This window comes from Aestuariibaculum sp. YM273, from assembly GCF_030908365.1.
Lineage (GTDB): Bacteria > Bacteroidota > Bacteroidia > Flavobacteriales > Flavobacteriaceae > Aestuariibaculum > Aestuariibaculum marinum.
Window position 1 is genome coordinate 874922 of sequence record NZ_CP133090.1, and the last position, 21374, is coordinate 896295.

14 protein-coding genes are annotated in these 21374 nt (G+C 37.2%); 10 read left to right on the forward strand and 4 right to left on the reverse strand.

Translation table 11 applies throughout. The annotated features are described in order from the left end of the window. Positions 1-3 precede the first annotated feature (3 nt). Genes RBH94_RS03680 through RBH94_RS03725 form a run of 10 tightly spaced genes read left to right on the forward strand, consistent with a single transcriptional unit; the run spans position 4 to position 12760 of the window. A complete protein-coding gene (locus tag RBH94_RS03680) occupies positions 4-1017 on the forward strand; it encodes a DUF4861 family protein (RefSeq protein WP_307882422.1) in 1014 nt (337 codons plus the stop codon). Positions 1018-1022: 5 nt separating this feature from the next. Beyond that, on the forward strand, positions 1023-2267 hold the full coding sequence (locus tag RBH94_RS03685) for a glycoside hydrolase family 105 protein (RefSeq protein WP_307882423.1): 1245 nt from the start codon (positions 1023-1025) through the stop codon (positions 2265-2267). A 25-nt stretch (positions 2268-2292) separates the two neighbouring features. Next, complete coding sequence (locus RBH94_RS03690; RefSeq protein ID WP_307882424.1) at positions 2293-3921, forward strand: glycoside hydrolase 43 family protein; 1629 nt, start codon at positions 2293-2295, stop codon at positions 3919-3921. After that, complete coding sequence (locus RBH94_RS03695; RefSeq protein ID WP_307882425.1) at positions 3921-5618, forward strand: glycoside hydrolase family 28 protein; 1698 nt, start codon at positions 3921-3923, stop codon at positions 5616-5618. The genes RBH94_RS03690 and RBH94_RS03695 overlap by 1 nt, the downstream gene beginning before the upstream one ends. A gap of 5 nt (positions 5619-5623) precedes the next feature. Beyond that, on the forward strand, positions 5624-6532 hold the full coding sequence (locus RBH94_RS03700; protein ID WP_307882426.1) for an alpha/beta hydrolase: 909 nt from the start codon (positions 5624-5626) through the stop codon (positions 6530-6532). 20 nt (positions 6533-6552) lie between these two features. Next, positions 6553-9048 carry a glycoside hydrolase family 95 protein gene (locus RBH94_RS03705; RefSeq protein ID WP_307882427.1) on the forward strand — a complete coding sequence of 832 codons (2496 nt, stop codon included), beginning with the start codon at positions 6553-6555 and terminating at the stop codon, positions 9046-9048. A gap of 5 nt (positions 9049-9053) precedes the next feature. After that, the gene (locus tag RBH94_RS03710; protein WP_307882428.1) at positions 9054-10025 is read left to right on the forward strand and encodes an alpha/beta hydrolase; all 972 of its coding nucleotides are present in this window, start codon (positions 9054-9056) and stop codon (positions 10023-10025) included. After that, positions 10012-10785: a rhamnogalacturonan acetylesterase gene (locus tag RBH94_RS03715; protein WP_307882429.1), complete on the forward strand. Its 774-nt coding sequence runs from the start codon at positions 10012-10014 to the stop codon at positions 10783-10785. Before RBH94_RS03710 ends, RBH94_RS03715 begins: the two co-directional genes overlap by 14 nt. Further along, complete coding sequence (locus tag RBH94_RS03720; protein WP_307882430.1) at positions 10757-11773, forward strand: alpha/beta hydrolase; 1017 nt, start codon at positions 10757-10759, stop codon at positions 11771-11773. The genes RBH94_RS03715 and RBH94_RS03720 overlap by 29 nt, the downstream gene beginning before the upstream one ends. A gap of 12 nt (positions 11774-11785) precedes the next feature. Further along, complete coding sequence (locus RBH94_RS03725) at positions 11786-12760, forward strand: pectinesterase family protein (RefSeq protein WP_307882431.1); 975 nt, start codon at positions 11786-11788, stop codon at positions 12758-12760. A gap of 51 nt (positions 12761-12811) precedes the next feature. On the opposite strand, the gene pelA is transcribed toward RBH94_RS03725, so the two are convergent. From pelA to RBH94_RS03745, 4 genes are all read right to left on the reverse strand, one after another. Next, on the reverse strand, positions 12812-14431 hold the full coding sequence (pelA, locus tag RBH94_RS03730; RefSeq protein ID WP_307882432.1) for a pectate lyase: 1620 nt from the start codon (positions 14429-14431) through the stop codon (positions 12812-12814). A 262-nt stretch (positions 14432-14693) separates the two neighbouring features. After that, the gene (locus tag RBH94_RS03735; RefSeq protein ID WP_307882433.1) at positions 14694-16850 is read right to left on the reverse strand and encodes a hypothetical protein; all 2157 of its coding nucleotides are present in this window, start codon (positions 16848-16850) and stop codon (positions 14694-14696) included. Positions 16851-16862: 12 nt separating this feature from the next. Further along, complete coding sequence (locus RBH94_RS03740) at positions 16863-17936, reverse strand: glycoside hydrolase family protein (RefSeq protein WP_307882434.1); 1074 nt, start codon at positions 17934-17936, stop codon at positions 16863-16865. Between the two features lie 4 nt (positions 17937-17940). After that, positions 17941-21366 carry a DUF4450 domain-containing protein gene (locus RBH94_RS03745; protein WP_307882435.1) on the reverse strand — a complete coding sequence of 1142 codons (3426 nt, stop codon included), beginning with the start codon at positions 21364-21366 and terminating at the stop codon, positions 17941-17943. Positions 21367-21374 lie beyond the last annotated feature (8 nt).

Consider the following 21374-nt stretch of genomic DNA (forward strand, 5'->3'; position numbering starts at 1 on the left):
ATCATGAAAAACATAGCAATTATACCAATTGTTTTACTAAGTCTCTATTCCTGCAAGGATAATAAATCTAAATCTTCTGAAGTCTTAGAAGATGTTGTTACTGAAGTTAAAACAACACCTAAAACATACGCTGAAATTTCCGTTGCTCAAGGCGGAACTTGGGGTGATGGTCCAAACGGACATCAAGAATACAAGGGAGGGACATCTTTTAAAAATGTAGAAGAACTACAGGTACCAGAACAGCATACCGATCACACTTGGTATATTCGTTACGAAGGACCAGGTTGGGAAAATAGTCAGGTTGGCTACCGTTTATACTTAGACTGGAGAAACGCTATCGACATTTATGGTAAAAAGGTAGATTCTATAGTTTTACCGTACGTTGGCCAAGATGGGTTTGATTCTTATCACCACGATTCGCCTTGGGGACAAGATATCTTAAAAGCAGGTAAATCTATGGGTATTGGGGGCTATGGTCGTGTTGTAGCAGATACTATGGTACATTTCCAAAAAGTAAAAGATACGAAAGCCAACATTACAAATACAGACGCCAACTCGTCTATTGATATTGCCTACACAGGTTGGGAATCGGGAGAAGATACGATTGATTTAAAATCTAAATTAACCATCTACCCTGAAGACCGTTTTACAAAAGCAGAATTAACACCATCAAAAGCTATTGAAGGCCTTTGCACAGGAATTGTAGACCACAATGTAACATTTCATAAAAAAGAAGGTGAAACCTGGGCATACATTGCTACTTATGGTATTCAAACTTTGACAGAACCAGCCGATAAATTAGGAATGGCTTTATTCTATAAATTAGATGAAGTTGCCGAACAGAAAAAAGGAGATTACGAACATCTGGTTATTTTTAAACCGACCACAGAGACCGTTACTTATTACTTTTTAGCAGCTTGGGAACAAGAATTAAACGGCATTAAAACTGAAGCAGATTTCTTAAAAGATATCGACACAAAATTAGAAGCATTAAACGCAACAAACTCGATTAAATAAGCATCATGAAAACAACAAAGTATATTGCACTTTTTACATTAGCATTAGGCTTATCGGCCACCTCTTGTAAAGATGCAAAAAAAGAAAACACCCAAGAAGAACCTACAGCAACCGTTGAAAAGGTAGTTCCTGAAAATTTAAAATGGTCTGAACGTATGATGCTTTCAGAAATTCACCGTTTTCCGGAAGCTACAAAATTAGACTTTGCCACTCGTGCCCGCTGGACATACACTCCTGGGTTAGTTTTAAGTGCATGTGCTCGTGTATACGAAGCTACCGATAAACAAGAATATTACGATTATATTTACGATTATGCCGATACCTTAATCGATAGCACAGGAACCATAGACACTTATAGTCTGGAAAAACAAAACCTGGACATGATAAAGTCAGGTGATGTTCTATTATTCTTATACCCGATTACCAAAGAAGAGCGTTTCTTAAAAGCTATGAAAACATTAGATAGCCAATTAGAATCGCAACCAACAACATCCGATGGAGGTTACTGGCACAAGAAAATATATCCTTACCAAATGTGGTTAGATGGTCTTTACATGGCTGAGCCTTTCCATACAAAATATGCCAACGATTATATCCAGGACGAAGCAAAAAAAGAAGAAATCTACAACCATGTTGTACTTCAGTTTGATTTAATTCAAAAGCATAGCCGCGATGAAGCGTCTGGTCTTTTATACCACGGATGGGATGAAAGTAAAGAACAAAAATGGGCTAACAAAGAAACTGGAAATTCACAACATTTCTGGTCTCGTGGTATGGGATGGTACGGTATGGCTATGGTGGATGTCTTAGACTTTTTACCGGAAAATCACCCGGGACGTGAAAAAATCATTAAATACTTAAACCAATATGCTGAAGCTGTAATTAAGGTACAGGATGACTCTGGCTTATGGTGGCAAGTCCTTGACCAAGGAGACAGAGAAGGCAACTATTTAGAAGCTACAGGAACTTCAATGTTTACCTATACCTTCGCTAAAGGCGTTAACAAAGGGTATTTACCTGAAAAATATTTAGAGGTAGCTAACAAAGCCTACAACGGACTTTTGGAAAATTTAGTTACTGTTGAAGAAAACGGTGTTGTAAATCTTAATCAATGTTGTGCTGTTGCAGGACTAGGTGGAAATCCTTACCGCGATGGTTCGTTTGAATATTACATTGGAGAAAAAATCCGAGCTAACGACCCTAAAGGAACTGGCCCTTTTATTATGGCCAGCCTAGAACTAAACAAATAAACCATTTAACACTAAACTAATTTTAATGAAACTACACATAATTGCACTTTCATTATTTTGTTCGTCGCTACTAATCGCACAAACCGAAAAACCATATGTTTCTGAAGTTTGGGTTGGAGATAATGGCGATGGAACTTATAAAAATCCAATTATATATTCTGATTATTCAGATCCTGATGTGGTAAGAGTTGGAGACGATTATTATATGACCGCCTCTAGCTTTAATGCCACGCCGGGTTTACCTATCCTACATTCCAAAGATATGGTAAACTGGAAATTAATAAACCATGCTTTACCGCTTCAAGTACCTTTGGATACATTTAACATTCCACAACATGGTAATGGTGTCTGGGCTCCGGCTATCCGTTATCACAAAGGTGAAATTTATATTTACTGGGGCGATCCCGATTTCGGAATTTACATGGTTAAAACCAAAGATCCTTACGGAAAATGGGATGAACCTGTTTTAGTTATGGAAGGCAAAGGTTTAATTGATGCCTGTCCCCTTTTCGATGATAATGGTGATGCCTATTTAGTACACGCTTACGCAGGAAGTCGCGCAGGCGTAAAAAGCCTTCTATCTGTAAATAAGATGAATACAGAAGGCACAAAAGTGCTGGACCCGGGCATTCATGTTTTTGACGGTCATGAAAACCACCCTACGGTTGAAGGTTCTAAATTTTACAAACGCAATGGATATTATTACATTTTTGCTCCTGCCGGAGGTGTCGCTACCGGATGGCAATTGGTATTGCGTTCTAAAAACATTTATGGCCCTTACGAAGAAAAAGTAGTTTTAGAACAAGGAAAAACCGACATTAATGGTCCTCATCAAGGGGCGTGGGTAGACACGTCAAATGGCGAATCCTGGTTTTACCATTTTCAGGATGTTGGTCCTGTAGGTCGAATTGTTCACCTACAACCTATGACTTGGGAAAACGACTGGCCTGTTATGGGTAAAGACTTAGATGGTAATGGTATTGGAGAACCTGTAATGACTCACACCAAACCAAACGTTGGCAAAACCTATCCTATAGAAACCCCTGTTGAAACTGATGACTTCACTGGATTCAATATCGGTTTACAATGGCAATGGAGTGCGAACAACAATGTGGTTTGGCATGCTAAACTACCTGGCAACGATTACTTAAGATTGTTCTCAATTAAAGTACCCGAAAACGAACCTAACCTATGGATGGTTCCTAACCTGTTACTCCAAAAATTTCCTGCTCCCGATTTTACAGCCGAAACAAAAATCATCTTGCAACCTGAGGAAGCCGAAAGTGGTAAAACGGCTGGTTTAATCATTATGGGAATGGATTATGCGACGCTAAGTATATCACATGATGAAAAAGGATTTTTTATAAAACAAACCGAAGCTATTAACGCTATTAAAGGCTCCGAAGAAAAGGTTAATGATCAAAAACGCATCAAAACTAATTCAGCGTATTTTAAAGTTGAAGTTTCTGGACCAGATAGCACATGCCAGTTTTATTATTCTGAAAATGGCAAAAAATTCAGAAAAATTGGTAAGGCTTTTAAAGCACGTGAAGGTAAATGGATAGGCGCTAAAGTTGGCCTATTCAGTGTAAGTACGCAAGAAGCAAAGCGCGGTGGTTACGCCGATATAGATTATTTCAACATCACAAAATAATGATCAAGTTATCAACAACTAAAAAAGGGTTAATTTGTTTAACCCTTTTTTGTGCTTTCCTATTACAAGCACAACAGACAAAAATTATAACCGAACAAAATATTTACGACGGCATAGAGTTTAATATGCCTAAAGTAAAAACTACAGCATTTCCAGACTACAAGGTTAACATCACAAATTTTGGAGCTGTAAATGACGGCATTACCAAAAACACTAAAGCTTTTGAAAAAGCCATAACCGATGTTAACAACAAGGGTGGCGGCCATGTAATTGTGCCCCGAGGTTTATGGCTAACGGGACCAATCATTTTTAAAAGTAACGTCAACCTTCATTTAGAGGCCGGAGCTGTAATTGTTTTCAGTAAAAACTTTGACGATTTCCCTTTGGTAAAAACCAGTTTTGAAGGTCTTGAAACCGCAAGATGCATCTCTCCTATTACCGCTAATAATGTTGAAAATATAGCCATTACAGGTGAAGGTATAATTGATGGAAGCGGCGATGCATGGCGTCCTGTTAAAAAATCAAAAATGACAGATGGACAATGGAAAAAGTTAGTGAACTCTGGTGGTGTTCTTTCTAAAGACAAACGCATCTGGTTTCCTTCAGAAGGTGCAAAAAAAGGCCATGAAGGCACGACAAACTTCAATGTTCCGGATTTAATTAATGATGCCGAATTTCAATCTATAAAAGATTATTTACGTCCGGTAATGGTTAGTTTGGTAAACAGCAAACGTATCCTCCTTGACGGGCCGACATTTCAAAATTCACCCGCTTGGAATATTCACCCGTTAATGAGTGAAGACCTTATTATTAGAAATTTAAAAGTGAGAAATCCTTGGTATTCGCAAAACGGAGATGGCTTAGATTTAGAATCCTGCAAAAATGTGTTGATCTACAATAACACATTTGATGTTGGCGACGATGCCATTTGTTTTAAATCCGGAAAAAACAAAGATGGTCGCGACCGCGGCATACCTACAGAAAATGTGATTGTAAAAAACAATGTGGTGTATCATGCCCATGGTGGGTTTGTTATTGGTAGCGAAATGTCTGGTGGCGTAAAAAATGTTCATGTGTCTGACTGTACGTTTTTAGGAACCGATGTTGGTCTTCGTTTTAAAAGCACTCGCGGTCGTGGAGGTATTGTGGAAAATATTTATATCTCTAACATCGACATGATGCACATTCCTACCGAAGCCATACGTTTTAATTTGTTTTATGGCGGTAACTCGCCTGTTCTTGAAGAAGACCAGAATGCCGATGATGAAAAACGTGATGAAACCATGGTTCCTGTTACCGAGGAAACCCCGTCTTTCAGAAATATTTTTATGAAAAACATTCATGTTTCGGAGTCTGAAACAGCTGTATTCTTCATGGGACTTCCTGAAATGAATCTTAAAAATGTAGCGATTGAAAATGCTGTTTTTGAAACTAAAAAAGGTTTTACAGCAATAGATTCAGATGGTATTATTTTGAAAAACGTTAAAGTAAAAGCTTCGGAAGATTATGCCTTAACCATTTACAACAGTAAGAATGTAAACGTGGAAGACTTGTTCTTTTCAGAAAGTCAATCAGCCATAAAAATATTAGGAAATAAAACTAAAAACATTCAGTTTAACAAAAAAGATATTACGAACCCTACACAGCAAATACTTCAAGCAAAAGAAGTCAACAAAAAAGCTGTTAAACTAAAATAATTGAAATGATGAAAAGAATGTTTTTTTATAGTGTTTTATTATTGAGTTGTATGATTTATGCGCAAGAAAGCATGAATATCTGGCCAAAAGGTAAAATGCCAAACTCTAAAGGTTTAACATTAGAGTATATAGAAGAACGTGAACGCATTACCCAAATTAAAGAGCCTAAATTACTTTCGTTTTTTCCTCCAAAAGAAGAACAGAATGGCAGCAGCATTTTAATTTTACCTTCTGGTGGTTACCAAAAGCTCACTTATAATTTAGGTGGTATTCAACTGGCGAAATGGTATAATACGCAAGGCATCACAGCCTTTGTATTACTCTATCGTTTACCGAATTCACCCGATTTAATTGTTAGTGAACAAGGCCCGGTTCAAGATGCGCAACGCGCCATGAAAATTATTCGCCATAATGCTAAAGAATGGAATTTAGATAAAGATAAAGTTGGTGTTTTTGGTTCATCGGCAGGTGGGCATTTAGCATCAACCATTTCAACTCACATTACCGATTTCTCTAGTATTGGTGATGATATAGACAATGAACGATTTATACCTAATTTTATGGTCTTAGTCTCTCCGGTGATTAGTCTGGGAAAATACACCCATGAAGGAAGTAAAACCAATTTTCTGGGAAAACACCGTACTTGGGAAAACATTCATTATTACTCTAACGAACATCAGGTAACCGCTAATACGCCGCCAACCATCTTATTTCATGCACAAAATGATGAAGCAGTACATCCCATGAATAGTATTCTATTTTACGAAGCAATGATAAAAAATAAGGTTCAAGGGTCTCTTCATATTTTTCCGGAAGGCGGGCACAAAATTGGGGTTTATAACACCTCCAACTTAACCGATGAATGGAAAACACTTTCCACAAAATGGTTAAAAGAAATGAATTTTATAAAATAACAATAAGACACTAAACTAAGATGACCATAACTAATAACTACATTTTAAAACCATGCGTTTGGCTTTTAGCTGTAGTATGTTTTACAGCTTGTAATACCGAAGAACCAGTTAAAGCACCATCAAAAAATGTACTTTGGTACGACCAGCCGGCGAATAACTGGAATGAAGCCTTACCTATCGGCAATGGTAGAATTGGTGGTATGATTTTTGGCGGAATTGAACAAGACAGAATTCAACTTAATGAAGAAACCGTTTGGGCAGGAGAACCCGGAAATAACATCACAAAAGATTATTATCAAGATGTTGAAAACCTAAGAAAACTACTTTTTAATGGAAAATATGAAGAGGCTCAAAAAATGGCTCTTAATGTATTTCCTAAAAGCACTCCAGAAGACAATAACTACGGTGTTCCTTACCAGACTGTAGGTAACTTAAATATTTCATTTGAAAACCAAAACAACCCAACAAATTACAGAAGGGATTTAGATATTGAAAATGCTGTTTCCTCGGTAAGCTATGCTTCCGATGGTGTAAACTTTAAAAGAGAATATTTTGTATCCTACCCAAATCAGGTTTTGGTGATTCATTTAACCGCCGATAAGCCCAAACAATTAAACTTTAGCATTAGCTTAGATTCTCCTCAAAAAACCCATATCGTAAAAACCGAAAACGGTGCCCTTAAGTTAACCGGTACCAGTGGTGATTATGAAAATAAAACCGGGAAAATAAACTTCTCAACTTTGGTTTACCCTAAACTAACAGGAGGAGATCTTATTACGAAAGACCACACTTTAAGTATCAAAAATGCAGATGAAGTCACCTTACTAGTGAGCATAGGAACCAATTTTAAAAATTACAACGACCTAAGTAATTCACCTGATGAAAATGCTAATAAGTACTTAGAGCAGAGTACTAAACTAAGCTATACAGATTTAAAAGAACAGCATATTGAAGATTATCAGAAGTTATTTAAACGTGTATCTATTACATTAAGCGAACAGGTTAACGATTCAATTCCAACCAATAAACGTCTTGAAAATTTTGCAACTCAGGAAGATTTATCGCTTGTGTCTTTGTATTTCCAGTTTGGTCGCTATTTGTTAATTTCAAGTTCAAGACCCGGAGGACAACCTGCCAACCTACAAGGTATTTGGAACGACCGTTTATCACCTCCATGGGACAGTAAATACACGGTGAATATCAATACCGAAATGAACTACTGGCCAGCAGAAGTTACTAACTTATCTGAACTACACCAACCTTTGTTTTCTATGCTAGAAGACTTAGCTGTAACAGGTCAAGAGAGTGCTCAAAAAATGTATCATGCTAAAGGTTGGAATATGCACCACAACACCGACATTTGGCGTGTAACCGGCATGATAGACGGTGGTTTTTATGGTTTTTGGCCTATGGGTGGTGCCTGGTTAAGTCAACATTTATGGCAACACTATTTATTTACCGGCGATAAAAAGTTCTTAGAAAAATACTACCCGATTTTAAAATCAAGCGCCGAATTCTATGCAGATGTCTTACAACGTGAACCTGAAAATGACTGGTTGGTTGTGGCCCCTTCTATGTCTCCAGAAAACAAATATATCAGCGGTGTTGGGATTACATATGGAACAACTATGGATAACCAGCTGGTTTTCGATGTATTTAGCAACGTTATTAACGCATCTAAAGTATTAAAACTTGACATAGAATTTGCAGATTCACTTAAAGTAATGAAATCGCAACTACCACCCATGCAAATTGGTAAATACGGACAATTACAAGAATGGATAAAAGACTGGGATAAACCAGGTGATAAACATCGTCATATTTCACATTTATACGGCCTGCATCCATCGGCTCAAATCTCTCCTTTTAAAAATCCAGACTTATTCAAAGCGGCCGAACAAACCTTAGAGTTTAGAGGAGATATTTCAACAGGTTGGTCTATGGGCTGGAAAGTGAATTTCTGGGCACGTATGCTTAACGGAAACCGTGCGTATAAACTTATTAAAACTCAGCTTACCTTAGTGGAAGATGGCACCGAATCTGGAGGCACCTACCCTAACCTTTTTGATGCGCATCCACCGTTTCAGATTGATGGAAACTTTGGTTGTACTGCTGGGATTGCTGAAATGCTAATTCAATCGCACGATGAAGCCTTACACTTTCTTCCGGCGTTACCAGATAGCTGGAGCCAAGGCGAAGTGAAAGGCTTAAAAGCTAGAGGCGGATTTGAAGTCGATTTAAAATGGAATAACAACCAGTTAGAGTCAGTAAAAATCACGTCTGGATTGGGAGGAAATTTAAGATTAAGAACCAAGGAGGTCTTGGTAGATGATAGTGGTAACGAATTACCAAAAGCATCTGGAGAAAACAATAATCCATTTTACCAGACACCAGACATTAAACAACCTTTAATCTCTGAAGCTGCCGAAATTAAACCATTAGAACTACCTACATACAACTTGTATGATATTCCAACGAAAAAAGGAAAAACCTATGAGTTTCACATAAAAAACTAACCGTCATGAAGTCTTCTGTTTTAATTAGTATCGCTTGTTTTTTAGTTATTTATAACGCAATAGCCCAAAAAAAGGAAGATTATAAGCCTTATACTATTGAAAACACTTTTCAAAAATTAAAAAAGGATTATCCCGATATTTCAGCCATAATTCCTTTAGTTTCAGATAGTATTATTTATTGCGAAGATATCACCTATAAAAAAACAGAAACTTCAAAATTAAAGCTGGACATTTACCGACCAAAATCACAAAACAAGAAAGAAACCTTCCCTGCTGTCTTACTCATTCATGGCGGGGGGTGGCTTGTTGGCAGCAAAGAAAATGAACGTATTATGGGGCAACACCTAGCCTTAAATGGATACATAGGCATTCCTGTAAGCTATCGCCTGGGCTTTGAAGCCACATATCCGGCAGCTGTTAACGATATAAAAGATGCCATTATCTGGATAAGAAAGCATGCCAAAAAGTATCACATCAACCCAGAAAAAATTGCTGTATTAGGAGCATCGGCAGGAGCCCAATTAGCGACACTGGTTGGAGTAACTCCAAATTCATCAATGTATTCTTCTCATCCTAAAATTTCAAATAAAGTCCAAGCTATAGTAAACGTTGACGGGATTGTATCTTTCATCCATCCTGAAGCAGCTGCAGAATCGAAACCTGGAAAAGCTTCGATGGCTGGTATTTGGTTAAACGGTGAAAAAGAGGAAAACTTTAAACTTTGGAAAGAAGCTTCGCCTTTAGAATATGTTAACAGCCAAACACCTCCAACACTCTTTATTAACAGCTCGCATCCAAGATTTCATGCCGGAAGGGATGATATGCTTCATATTTTAAACAAGCATAGCATCTACAATGAAACCTATACACTTAAAGGAAGTCCGCATTCCTTTTGGCTGGCCAACCCTTGGTTTGACACCACACTAAACTATACCGTTAACTTTTTAAATAAACTTTTAAAACATGAAAACCAATGAACTAATTACGATTTTAACCGTTTTGATATTCGGTTTTAACACATCCATAAATGCTCAGAATAAAACCACGACAGTTTACCTGATAGGCGACTCTACCATGTGTTTGTATGATGAAAGCAGATTTCCACAAATGGGTTGGGGCATGCCATTCGAATACTTTTTTAATGAGTCTGTAAGCATTGAAAATCGTGCCAAAGGTGGACGAAGTTCAAGATCATTTATTGCAGAAAACCGATGGCAACCTGTTTTAGATGCCTTAAAAGAAGGTGATTATGTACTCATTCAATTTGGTCATAATGACGCGCAGAACTCTAAAGACCATCCGGATAGAAAAACAACACCTGAACAATACAAAACATACATCAGTAAATATATTTCTGAGACCAGATCAAAAGGCGCCTTTCCAGTGATTATAAGTCCGGTGACACGTTGGAAATTTGATTCGGAAGAAAATGCTGTTGAATGTCACGAACCGTATTTAAAGGCTTTAGAAGAGCTTTCAAAAACACATCATGTTCCGTTTATTGATTTAGACTCAAAAAGTAGAGCTCTTTTAAATGCTATGGGAAAAGCTTGTTCAAGGTATTTATACATGTACTTTGAACCTGGAGAGTACTTTCGATTTCCTGATGGTTACCCAGACAACACCCACTTTACAGAATTTGGAGCTAGAAAAATGGCTGAACTGGTGCTTCAAGGTATCATAGAACAAAATTTAAATTTAGCTCAACATGTTATTAAACCTTACCGTAGAAAATAATATGAGAACATTCACCAAATTATATAGTTGCATCATTCTAATTTTTGTCTGCGTTTATGGCTTTGCCCAACAAAATAAATTCCCAAAAGACACCTCGTACCAGGTAGCAAGCGAGTATAAAAAATATTTAAAATACTTCCCTTATATAACGCCTGCTAAAGATTCTTTACCCGCAAATGTAAATGCTTATCGCAATATCGTTTATACAACATTAGAAAATACACCTTTTGGAAAAAGAGATTTACATGCCGATGTCTTTTCTCCTAAAAAAACAGGTAGATATCCGGCTTTAATCATGGTTCATGGTGGCGGCTGGCGTTCGGGAGATAAGTCTCTACAAGTTCCAATGGCTCAAAAATTAGCCTCAAGAGGTTTTGTTACGGTTTGTGTGGAATATCAGTTATCCTTAGAAGCAAAATACCCGGCTGCTGTATTCAATATTAAAAGTGCTATTCGATGGCTTCGTGCCAATGCCGAAAAATATAATATTAACCCCGACCAGATTGCTATTTCAGGATGTTCGGCCGGAGGACAACTCGCTATGCTTGTTGGGCTCACCAACAATATTCCAGAGAAAGAAGGAAATCATGGAAAACTTGGATATTCCAGCGAAGTGCAAGCTATTATAGATATAGATGGTGTTGTTGACTTTATGGCTCCCACCTCTTTAAATTTAACTCGTAGACCTGATTCACCGGATATAGAATGGTTAGGAGGCTCATTTTACGATAGACCTGACCTTTGGAAAGACGCATCGAGCATTTTCTGGGCCAATGAAAATTCATGTCCAATTATGTTTATAAACAGTGGATTTCCTCGTTTCCATGCCGGACAAGACGAACTTGTTGGTTTGTTGGACCATTGGGGCATTTACAATGAAGTCCATAAATTCGATTATAATATACATACCTTTTGGTTATTTAATCCTTGGGTTAATCAAACCGTTAATTACATGGATAATTTTTTAACCAAAGTATTTCATCCTTAACATTCCATTTTCATGAAACATTCAATAAAATCCTTTTTGGTAATATGCTTACTAATTGTATTCCAAAATATATCCGCCCAAACCTCTAATCCTAATAAATACAAATATGATTTTGTTGTAGCTAAAGACGGCAGTGGTGATTACAAGTATATACAAGAAGCCATCGATGCGATGCGTGTTTTTCCGTTAAGACCTATTAAACTTTTCATAAAAAATGGCACTTACACTGAAAAAATAGAACTTCCACGTTACAATGTCGATGTTACTTTTATAGGTGAAGACATAAATAAAACCATCATTACGTTTAATGATTATGCCGGCAGAGGGCCACATATTGGAACGTTTAATTCTTATACTGCTAAAATCTCAGGAAACAGGTTTAGAGCAGAAAATATCACGTTCGAAAATTCATCGGGCCCAGTCGGTCAGGCCGTAGCTTTACATATTGATGCTGATAAAGCCACTTTTAAAAATTGTAAATTTTTAGGAAACCAAGACACCATTTACCATGGCGGAGAGTACTCCCGTCAGCTTTTCGAAGACTGTTATATAGAAGGAACAACCGACTTTATTTTCGGTCCGGCAACAGCGGTTTTTAAGAACTGTACCATACATTGCAAATCTGATTCTTACATAACAGCACCTAACACCCCAAAAGATAAAGCATACGGTTTTGTATTTATAGATTGTAAGATTACAACCGCTGAACATGTGAATAAATTGTATTTAGGTAGACCTTGGCGTTACTATGCTAAATCGGTTTTCATAAGATGCGATTTACCCGAAGCTATAAGACCTGAAGGATGGCACAACTGGGGTAATCCTGAAAATGAAGAAACTGCATTTTTTGCTGAATATAAATGCTCCGGGTTAGGTAGTGATACCAGCCAACGAGTATCCTGGTCTCACCAACTGAGTAAAAAGGAAGCTAGTAACTATACCGTAGAAAATATCTTTAACACTTGCAATCCTTGGATCTTTAAATAAAAAAAGTCGCTTCTCCCCAAAGCGACTTTTTTCGACTAACTCAAACAAAACTTAAATACTGTGCTCGGCTTTCCATGCACTATACTCAGTACTTATTAAATTCTTAGGCCAACTACCATACCAGGCATAACCATTTCTTCTTTCGTAAGATATCTCGGCAATCGTTTTTCTAGGACCACCTCCTCCAGCGTCTGTATCTCTGCTACAGAAAAATGGCTCATTAGGATTAAACGTATTAAATAATGATTCATACTGATCTCCGGTATAATCATCTAGTGTGTAAAATCTCGCCCACATCACATTTCCTGGAGATTCTACAAGCACTTTGTCTCCATTAACATCTTTAAGTTCATACCCTACAATCTTAACAGATTCAAACCAAGCAACCGCACTATTTATAGCATCAATAACTTCCGAGGAAGGATTATCTAAAGTCATAAGTAATCTTACTACACCTACAGACTCCGAGCCACTGTTTGAAGCTAACTCGTAAGACCTTGCCATTCTTGGTTTTAATGTCACTTCATCGTGCTGTGCACACCAAGCCGTTTTTACTCCATTTATAACAACCTGAGTTTGTAAAATAACATCAATTCCTTTATTGAAAGCGGTTTCTGCTTTACTGATGTAACTTTCGTCTATTAATTCTAAATTATTTTTCTTTAAGAAAATATCACGCATTAAATTCATAACATTCCCCATAGCATTATCGTTATAAGTAATATGTCTGCTGTAATTATTTCTTAAAGGATAATATTGAGGCCAACCTCCATTGTCATATTGCATTTCAAATAAAAAGTCAATTCCTCTAACAGCAGCATCTAGATATGCTGTATTATTGGTAGCTTTATATGCACTTAATAATGCTCTAATTTCTCCTATGGTATGATTGTTATCTATTGTAGTATCGGTAAAGTCTTTCTCGGCTTGTGCTTTTGATTTTTCAGACTCGGTTTGTTCTCTATCATATCCAGAGAAATCATTATATGGTTCTTTTGGCCATCCACCATTGTTGCGTTGCCATAACAACATGTTTTCTGCTCTTAAATTTGTTAGTACAATTCCTGAAATGTTAACACTTAATTCTCCTTTAATCCCACTACCATCTGTAGCTGTTGCTATGACATTAACTGTTCCATTTTTTTTAGGAGTTAAAAGTCCTTCTGAATTAACTTCGGCTATCGAGGTATCGGATACGGACCAAACAACGACTTTATTGGTTGCATCGCTTGGTAGAACAGAAACTGTAAATTGCTTCGCCTGACCATCTGTTATATCACTTCCAAAAACACTTATACTTTCAACCAATACCACAGGGCCGGCTACACCAGATATTTCGACAGTCTTTTGTGCTGATATTCCTGAATCATCGTTAGCAGTAGCAGTAATTTCAACTGTACCGTTTTCTAATGGGGTTAAAACACCTTTATCGGAAATTAAAGCAATGGATTCATCGGATACAGACCAGGTAACGGAGCGATCGGTCGCATTATTAGGTAGTACAACTGTGGTAAATTGTTTCGCTTGACCATCTGTTATATCACTTCCATTAACTATTACAGATGTAACAAGAATGGTTTTATCTTCATCTATAGCGTCACTGTCGCTACTACATGCGTTTAGGGCAAGAAATCCTAAAGACAATACTAAAAGTCTTTTTAGTTTTTTCATTAATATGTGGCTTATTTTGTTTAGTTGGTAATCGAAAAATGCAATCGATTACACAATATTAATTAATAAAAATTAGTAATAAAAGTTTTTTAACTAAAATTTTTACAAAAACAAATAAAAACCATACTTAAAATTTCATATCAAGAATTAAAAGAAATCATTTTAAGAATCCTTCAATGTGAAAAATAATGAAATGCAATCGTCCATGAACAACAACACACCCTAAATAGAGTGCGTTGTTATAATAAAAAAAGATAATTATTTAAGGCATCGGCTGAAGGCCTTCCCATTTCACATTCCATTTTCCATCTTTTGGAAATCCAGGATTTTCAGTAGTATTACCATCATAACCAGCACACATTAATGCTACAGCTGATAGGATACCTCCGTTACCAGGAAGATATAACGTCAATCTAGGGGTTTGGTAGTTATGCCCACCAGGTAAATAGGTGTTTGTTATTTCATCTCGCAATAGAGCTTTTATTGCCTCTTCAGGTCGTTGAAGTCGTGTCGCTGTCATTGCCTCTAAAGGGAAATCCCATCCCCAGGTATGATCCCAATGCCACACATTATCGACAATATTAAAGGTTTTATTCATGATTGAAACGTCAACAAAACCCGTACTAGGAACAAAACCTAAAGCACCTAAAACAGCCGGATGATCTATAGTATGTTCACTGGTTGGCGAATAGGAATTCGGCACACTTTCTGCCGCCAAATAAACACCATCATGTTGAGCCAATGGTGACAAACGATCTATTACCTTTTGCCATTCCTGCTCCCTTTCCATTCCCAATCGCTCACGCCATTGTTGTGCGTTTTCCAAAGCCCACTTCCAATACGCCAATTCAAATGGCGGATTGTACGTTTCTATTTTATTAAAACATTCTTGTGCAGGAATCACACCTTTTCCTAAAATATAACGATCGTTTGCCTCATCATAATTAGGATAAGACGCCATAAAATCGGCAGTTGAAAATATTAATTTTTTATATTTTTCTAAATTGGCTTTTGTTGGATTATTTCTATAAATCATTTCCGATAAATAAATCACATGAGGTTGCTGCCAGATTAAAAAGGACCCTACATTAGATGGCGCTTCATCGGCATAATGATCGGTCATTTTTTGCCATCGCACGCCTTTATAGCCTTGTCGCTCAGCTATTAATTTAGCTTTATCGTAGGCATCAAAATACCAACCAATACTTTTTTCCAACAATTCAGTTCTTCCCCATAACGGATAGTGTGCGCTATGCCACCAATACATCTCCATGTGTGGTTTCCCAAACCAACTGTTATAAGTTAAACCTGTTTCCTGAACAGGATAATGCCCAGCACATTGCGAGCGGGTTAAATATTGAGAAAGTACCACACGACGTTCAATTTCAAAGGCTCTTGGGTCGGTACATTCAGAGAAATCTACTGCTCCACCAGATTCCCAAAATTGTTCCCATGCAGCAATACTATGAGTTTCTGATTCACTAAAATTCAATATCTCTTTAGGAAATTCTGAAGCAAATTCCACAGCAACTTCAAAACTATTTTCAGCTTTGGGTTGAATGGTAAAATAATGAGGAGCAACCTCTGTAACATGACCTTCAACATCTAGAGAAGCTTGAACAGCATAGGCATCGTTATCTAATGTTCTATTAAAAACAAAGCTATTTCCGTTTTCTTGATTCACCTTCGTTTCATGTAAATCGTTGTGTTCGTAATTTGTTCCTCGATCGGCAAATTGATTCGTTGGATAAGGAAATCTTAATTTCATTTTTATTCTTCCTTCGGTAACCAAAGGCGATTCTATTTTGGCTGCAATGGCATCTTTTTCCGAATCTCCATAAGTTGTAACCTTAACCGGAACACCTTCAACCGTAAACTGACTTTCGATTTTACCAGTCCATAAATTCAATTCCTGATTGATATCTTTCAAATCTTCAGGAGAAGCTAAAGTTCCATCAGACTTTAAAATTTCCAACCCCACATTCCCTAACTGCAAGCGATGTGGATTTGCTCTAAAATAATCGGCAGCATCATTCTTTCGTTCATCTTCCCTATTTTGGATGGCATAAAGCGCATCGGCCTTTCCGTTAAAATTATAGCCTTTTAAAGTTTCACTAAACTCATAATTTTCTTTATTTGGAAAACTATGCCAGCCCCACTCCGACTGTGTTCCTAATGGCACACCATTTTGATAATATTCAGGGAAGGACTGTAATCCCGTCACATCGACTGTAAAAGCAAATTCGCCGTTTCCTACGTTTAAAGACCCTAGTGTATCGACCTCAGTAATTTTAACATTATGCCGTGTAACTACAGCCTTTCGGTCTATCTTTTCTGCAATAGTTTCTTCTTTATCCTTACAGGAATACAAACTGATGCATATAATCGTTAAGAGATAAAACCAATTTTGTTTTTTCATGGTGTATTTTGTTTAGTTGATTTTAAAAATAAAGCCCGAGGCAGTTTCATACTTTCCTCCTTGGGAAGCCGTAAATAAATAGGTTGGTTTTCCGTCTTGAAATAATACCTGTGGACGTTCGGCTCTACCGTACCGATTTAAATGCTTTGGTGCCGGTGGCTGCTGTACATATTTACTCAGTTCTTGATATCCTATTTCGGGTTGAGACCAATGCTTTCCATCGTTAGAACTCATATACAAACCTTTATCAATACCATAAACTCCTAAATCGCGAGCCAACATATGAAACTTTTCTCCATCATACCAGGTAAACGCATCTTCGCATTGTTCGTTATTACCCATTTTATGGAAATCTACAACTGGATTACCTTCATATTTTACATAAGGCCCTTCCAACCTTTTAGCAATAGCCAACCCATATTTTCTATTACCTCGAATTTTAAATTTAGGATGGATATATCCTTCGGTATCAAAAGATTTATAATACAGCCAATAGTCGCCGTTAGGATGCTTTAAAAATGATGGATTCGTTGTACAATGATCATCCCACTCACCTTCTTTTCCTGGAAGCAAGAGTGGTTTATCAGGTCTTTTCCATGGCCCATAAAGTGAATCGGCGGTAGCTAACCCGATACGTTGTGTATTCAATTTCCCATTAGAATTCCCCATAAAAAACAGGGCATACTTTCCATCAACATAATGAATACTGGGGTTATGACAAGTTGTAGCATCCCAAAATCCTTCACCTCGTGGGGCGACGACCGTACTTACATATTCATAAGGACCTTCTGGCTTATCGGCAACAGCATGAGCAATTTCCGAAGCATGCGTCCAGCCACTCATGCTTTTAGATTTTGGCCATCTTGAAAAGAATACATGAATCTTTCCATCTGGTCCCTCAATAGGGCTATTACACCACACGTAGTAATTTTCGAATTCTAAAGCTCGACCAACCGGAGACAACCGTTTTTCAAAATCGGATAATTTAACTTTCTGACTTAAACTATTAAAATCGTTCGCAAACATGGGCAAACAACTGCCTAAAGACGCCAGAATACTAGTCGCTATAAATTCCTTCCTGTTCATGTTATTAGCGTATTAACGTTAAACTCATCAGGCCAATAACCACATCGTTAGCAATAGCTTTTAATTCCAAACTTTTTAAAGTCTTTGAATCATTTAGAGGTAAATCTAAAATGGTTCCGGCTCCGCCATCGATTCCAAAATCTGAAAACCCTTTTATTAGAATAAAATCCTTAAAAACTCTGGTAATTTCTCCATTCTTAAAATACACTCTTGGAGGCTTTGGTGCATCTGTCTTGAAAGCCAGACCATCTCTAAAATAATCCTGCTCGATAGGCCACCAGTTTTCAGGGTTTTTCAAATCTAAATTTTCCGAAGTTCCATCAGTATAATTAACAATAATTTTCCCATTAGTAAATCGACTTTGCATCGGGTTTGTTGTTCCTGCCATCATAAAATATGCATGAGATGAATGCCCTGACAATGGAATTTCAATTTTCTTCGGAAAATTATCCCATTGCGATACAAAAACAATATTCTGATTGGTTACTTCGGAAGGCGATTTAAATGGAATATTTTGCGGACTTACAATCGTATTATTTTCTCCTGCTTTTCGGCGTAACCCAGAATCATTTATTTCTGGTTTAATGTATGGATAACACCAGTTCCCAATACCTTGAGTTGGCAGTTGTAAGGTTGGCGATGATGGTCGCGGACTTAAATATTTTTCCTCAAAAATGTCTGTGACTTTATTGTTGAAAACATTTTGTAGATCGACCATCTCGAATTTCGTGGTTTCCGGAAGTTTTTCATCCCAGTTTTGAAATCTCGAGATTGATTTATCTTTAGCAACATTCAAATGAATAGGTTGCCACCACACTACATCGTTTTGCTTCAACTGAACAAATAAGGTTTTGTTACCTACTATCTCATTAATTTCAAACTCTAATTGCTTATTTCCCTTATTAACTTCTGAAATGGATTCCTGAGGATCGTATACCTGAAGTATATCTGCCTTTTCTGTTGAAAATATTTTAATATCATTCTGCTTTCCAGAAAACTCAAAAACAGGTTGTTCTAAAGGTTCAGTTTTCCAATAGATTTTAATATCATACTTTTTTTGATAAGGACTTTCAATGATTAATTTTGGTGTTCCAATAGCGTTTTCATTGAATTTCCAATCAACCTTCTCACCATTAATTTCAACATATTCTATATTTGAGCTATAAACATTAACTTCCAAATTCAGTTTCATTTCTTTTGTGAATTTTGATTCGATTTGAAATTCTGAAACCTCGGCTCTTTTTTGAAAATCTATATTGATATCAGGAATGTTTAAAGACGCATTATTCCAAGCTTCTGGAAACCCAGGTTTTATAACTAATGTATTTTCTATAGCATTCGGATTAATACCAAACAGTCCTTCAACTAACGAACGTGCCGCCATACCAATGGGATCGGCAAAATCGCGATACAATTCCCCCCGGATAGCATCATAATACGACAATTGCTGAAATCCGCCCGGTGATGCACCGAGATACATGCTTTCTACCAAAGCACTTTCCCATAATTTATAGGCTTCTTCCTGTCGACCGCCTTGCCAGTAAGCCAAAGCCGTGTGTAAATTTTCGGCTAACGCCACATTGTTAACCGACCAGGTATAAGGTTGCCAGTTTGTTGTAGAAATCAACTCTAAGTCTGTTTGAGGTAAGCCTTCTGCTTTAAAAGGAATATGAGGAATTTCGGTATCTATATATCGTAATGATTGATACGCTTGAAATTCATTAGCAATGCCTTCATCTAAACCATGATAGATAGTCCAAATACCTGGATGGTCGTGCAATAATTGATTTCCTAATAAATCTTTATACTCTGCAAAAACACCTTTTTCAGAAATCCACAATTTATTTTCAATGGCTGATTTAATATGTTTTGCTTCATTAATATACACGTCATTATCTTCACCTAACAGTTTGGCTATACTCGCCGCCAGTAAATTTGCTGAATAATTATATGCTGATGAATACGTCACGCCACTCCCCATATATTGTAAAGCATCGCTTGCCCAAATGGTAGCGTAAGCATCGTAAAGTCCATCGTTATCCGCATCAAAGTTTCGTTTTTCCCAAGCTAAATGACGCTGAACCACCGGCCACATCTTACGCATAAAATCTAAATCGCCCGTCCATTGATAACCACGTAACAACTGATTAATAAACACGGAATTCATATCGTAATGGTGGGCCTTTGTATTGTTATTCGGGTGACGACTTATATACCCTCGACTAAACATGGCTGTACCTAAGACCTCCTTTTGTCTGGCAAAATTTCTGGAGCTGTCTAACACTACCGGGCCCGTTTCTGGTTCTAAAACCTGTGAATTACCATAGCTTTCAAAATGAGTTTTTGCCCGGTCGTGCCAACCTAAAGGGTTCGCTACATAAGCGCCTCGCCAGGCATTTAAATGCATACGCCAAGCTACTGCACCATGTAAATACGCTGGTGATTCCCAAATACCGTCTGCTGCAACAGCTAAAGCACCGCCGAGTGTATTAATGAATGGATCTGGGGTTTTTAAAGTTACACGAGAGCGTAACGCTTTAACTTTATTTGAAGCTTGATTAAATTCGGTTGCTAATTGCGATTGTTTAACCTCGGATAAGGTGTTGCTATTCTCAAGTTTCCAATATAGCGTTTCACTTTTCTTTAGTGAGATTTCTCCAATAACTATCGGACTTACATCTGCTTGTGATGAAAAAAGTTCCTTTGGGTTAGCTGTTAAATTAGCTTCAACAATTTTAGTTTTAGATTTTGGAAAATACCCTGAAATACTTCTATTGTTCCCTGTTTTCTGCTTGTTACTTTCTGATCCGTAATGCAACAAAAACATATCATCTTTAACTTCATATTGATTATTAACACAATACTCAGGATGCATATAAAACACCGATTCCGGATCGGCCCCGATATCGCCATCGCGATGAAACTTTTTGCCTGTGGCTCCACCATAGGCCCAGATTAATGATATGCTCTTTGGAATATTTTCAGTACTTACTTTAAGCAACATGGCTTCGGTATCGGCATGTGCAGCAACTTCTATTTTTATTATGCCTCTTTCAAGTAATGTGTCTTCTATTTCATAAAGCATTACTCCTGGCGTATATTTCGTTACAATAACATCACCTTCGGTAAGCCACTTGCTTTTTCCTTCTGTAGTAATTCCTAATTTAAAGTTACCTCCCATGCCTGGCATATACATGGCAAACTCGGGCAAATCTCCAGCTTCTACTCTAAAACCTGTATTTGTTCCGTACAATGCTCTATTAAATTTTCTAGAGCCGTTTTTTAAAATAAAACTTTCGCCTTTAGGAAGATAATGTATCTGTCGTGGTTCTGCTTTTTTTTCTACCGATTCTTGTGCCGGCAATTGCCCCAACATACCTACAAAAAAGCCAAAACTAATAGCAATTATTCTCGATTTTAATAAATTCATTTAAAACC